This is a genomic window from Microcystis sp. M53603_WE2 (genome assembly GCF_030065435.1).
The window spans coordinates 1-3,287 of the sequence record NZ_JASJFF010000650.1 but is presented as its reverse complement, the minus strand read 5'-3'; the positions used below and the strand labels follow the sequence as shown (position 1 = coordinate 3,287).

The 3,287-nt window shown below is 43.3% G+C and carries 2 protein-coding genes; one reads left to right on the top strand and one right to left on the bottom strand.

The window, feature by feature from the left end; translation table 11 throughout:
* The coding region (locus PX481_RS14015; RefSeq protein WP_288094786.1) for a WD40/YVTN/BNR-like repeat-containing protein at positions 1-1,738 on the top strand (1,738 nt) is incomplete at its 5' end.
* 120 nt (positions 1,739-1,858) lie between these two features.
* Here the strand turns inward: PX481_RS14015 and fumC are convergent.
* Entirely contained in the window at positions 1,859-3,262 is a 1,404-nt protein-coding gene (gene fumC / locus PX481_RS14010; RefSeq protein ID WP_288094787.1) for a class II fumarate hydratase, read from the bottom strand.
* Positions 3,263-3,287 lie beyond the last annotated feature (25 nt).

The window sequence follows — 3,287 nt, the reverse complement described above, 5'->3', positions numbered from 1 at the left end:
TTCCTCCGATGGGGGGAAAACTTGGCAGAATCTCCCCTTACCTGCTAATGTGGGGGCAGTGGATACAATTGCTTTTTCTCCTAATTTAGACAGGGATAAAACCTTTTTTGTCGGCACAAAAGAAGCAGGTATTTTTAAAACCGTTGATGATGGTAAAAGCTTCCAAGCTGTTAACGAAGGAATTAAGGATAAAATCATCGAAGACATCGTTATTTCTCCCCAGTATGCCCAAAATTCAACCCTTTATGCCATCACTTGGTATGAGGGAATGTATGTTTCGCAAGATGGGGGCAAAAGTTGGACAAAAATGAGCGAGGGTTTAACCAAAGATAAACAGGCTGATGATTATAAAGTTCCCCATTTTATGGATTTAAAAATAGTTCAAGATACGATGTTTTTAGGGGGATTTAATGGCTTATTTAAAACCACAGATAGCGGCAAACAATGGCAGGAAATAGAAACTTTAGCCCGGGGAACAGTTATCGCCATGGCGGTTTCTCCTAATTATGCCGAGGATGCCACTGTCGTCATGGCTAATTATGTAGGCAATATCTTCATCAGTCGGGATAAAGGGGAAACTTGGACACCAATTAATCGCGGTTTAGAGGTTTATCGACTTGGTAAAGATCCCGAAGAATCAGGACAAGATCCCCGGCGTTTCTTTGACATTGCCTTTTCTCCTAACTATGGAGAAGATAGAACTATTTTTGCGGGGTTTTTACGCAATAAATTTGCCAAATCCGATAACAGTGGTGATTTCTGGAAAATTATCGAAATTGATGAAGGAGTCCGCGGTCCGAGGATAGTTCCTTCCCCAGATTTTGCCAAGGATAAAACTCTTTTTCTCACCAATCAGCAGGGGAGAATATTTCGTTCTACCGATGGAGGAAATACGGTTAAAAATATCAGTGAAGTGGGCAGAATTTTTGGTAATTATGCTCCTGCCATGGTAGCTTCCCCTGATTTTGCTAAGGATAAAACTTTGTTTGTCACGGGAAAAGAGGGCATTTATCAAAGTGTTGATGGTGGACTAACTTGGAAAAATGTCAGCCAAGGAACCCCCCTATCAAAAACCTCTAATGTGCAGTTGGCAATGTCTCCCAATTATCCCAGTGATGGAACTATTTTTGCTGGGACAATTTCCGGTTTGTTTGTCACCAAAGATGGGGCTAAAAGTTGGACAAAATTAGAGAAACCAGGGTTTAATCCGCAGGCATCAGTAGAAACCATTGCTATCTCTCCTGATTATGCTAATGATCGCACGGTAATAGTTAGTTTACAGGGAAATGGCTTGTTTAAATCTACCGATGGAGGAGAAACTTTTAAATCAATTGGTGATCCTAAAATACCCCTAGTGAAAATTCATAGTATCCCTTCCTCTGGTATCTCCGTCCAGTTTTCTCCTAATTACGCTCAAGATAAAACTTTATTCGGTTTTGGTGGCGCTAAAACTACAGTTTTTCGTTCCACCGATGGGGGAGAAACTTGGACAAGTGTAACTATTCCTCCTCATGCGGAAGAAAATACAACCCGCTATAAAATCGGTGAGTTTTTCTCTGGTCCCCTTGGCACAATCTTGCGCGTGGTTATCCCGATTCTCCTAGCAATCGCCGCTTATTTTCTGGTGGGTTTCTTGAAACTGGAGAAAGTTATTAATCTTCCTAAATCCTTCTTCCGCATGGCAGGGGCATTTATGGTTTTTCTCTTTGTTTTCTTCGCTATCATTAGCCAAGTTTAGCGGAAATTTTCACCGGCGGGGCTTGACAAATCCCGCCGCTTGCCTTATAATTATATATATAATGGGAATCCGTGCCTGCCTGCGACCTCTGATTTTTACGGCAGTCAACCCCTCAGAGAATTAACCATCGGCAACGTAGGGATTGACCATCTTAGCGGGGTCAACAATGCGATCAAAATCCGCTTCCTTGATGTATCCCAGTTGCAAGGCTGCCACTTTCAGGGTTAAATCCTTTTCTAGGGCATAATGAGCGACGTAGGCAGCCTTTTGGTAGCCAATCACGGGACTTAAGGCAGTCACCAGCATCAAGGATTGATTTAAAAAAGTCTCAATTTGTTTTTGATTAGCAGTCATCCCCTTCACCAAAAACTGACAGAAATTAGCGCAACCATCAGTGAGCAAACGGATAGACTGCATGAGATTATGAATCAACAGCGGTTTATAGACATTCATTTCCAGATGTCCTCCGGCGCCTCCCATCGTCACCGCTAAATCATTAGCCATCACCTGCACTGCTATCATCGATAAAGCTTCGCATTGGGTGGGATTAACTTTCCCCGGCATAATTGAAGAACCCGGTTCATTTTCCGGCAGCTGTAATTCTCCGATTCCACAACGGGGACCACAGCTAAGTAAACGGATATCATTAGCAATTTTATAGAGGGAACTAGCGATAGTTTTCAGTCCCCCGCTCAAGAAAACTAGAGCATCGTGGGAACCTTGCACGGTAAACTTATTAGGAGCGGTAATAAAGGGTAATTTGGTCAGATTAGCGATTTCGGCCGCCACATCTCGATCAAAATCTGGAGGAGCATTAATTCCCGTACCGACGGCAGTTCCTCCCAAGGATAAACGATAGACTTTTTCTAGACATTTTTCTAGCCAATCGCTGCCATCATCCAATAAACCCACATAACCGGAGAATTCTTGTCCGAGGGTTAAAGGGGTGGCATCCTGTAGGTGAGTGCGACCAATTTTAACTATATTTGCCCATAATTGCGCCTTTTCATCGAGACTATTCCGTAATAGTTGCAGACTGGGAATTAATTTTTCCTTGACTGCCAAGGCAACGGCAATATACATGGCCGAGGGAAAGGAATCATTAGTCGATTGGGACATATTAACATGATCGTTGGGATCCACGGGAGTCTTGCTACCCAAAGGATTCCCCGTCAGTTGACTGCAACGATTGGAGATGACTTCGTTGATGTTCATGTTAAACTGGGTGCCACTTCCCGTCATCCAAACGTAGAGGGGAAAGTTATCTGCGTGTTGTCCGGCTAAAATTTCATCGCAGACTTGACAGATTAGGTTTTTTCTCTCCTGACTGAGACGATTTTTTTGCTGATTGACAATTGCACAGGCTTTTTTGAGAATGGCATAGGACGCGATCATCTCCCGGGGCATGAGATTATCACCGATACTAAAGTATTGTAGGGATCTTTGGGTCTGCGCTCCCCAAAGTTTATCGGCAGGTACGGGAATTTCTCCCATGCTGTCTTTCTCGATGCGAAATTCTGTCATCTTTAAGTTACTTCTGCATCTGGCC

What these genes read in the sequence shown, in the direction of transcription:
- fumC (WP_288094787.1), bottom strand. Translation starts at nt 3,262, where the DNA reads ATGACAGAATTTCGCATCGAGAAAGACAGCATGGGAGAAATTCCCGTA.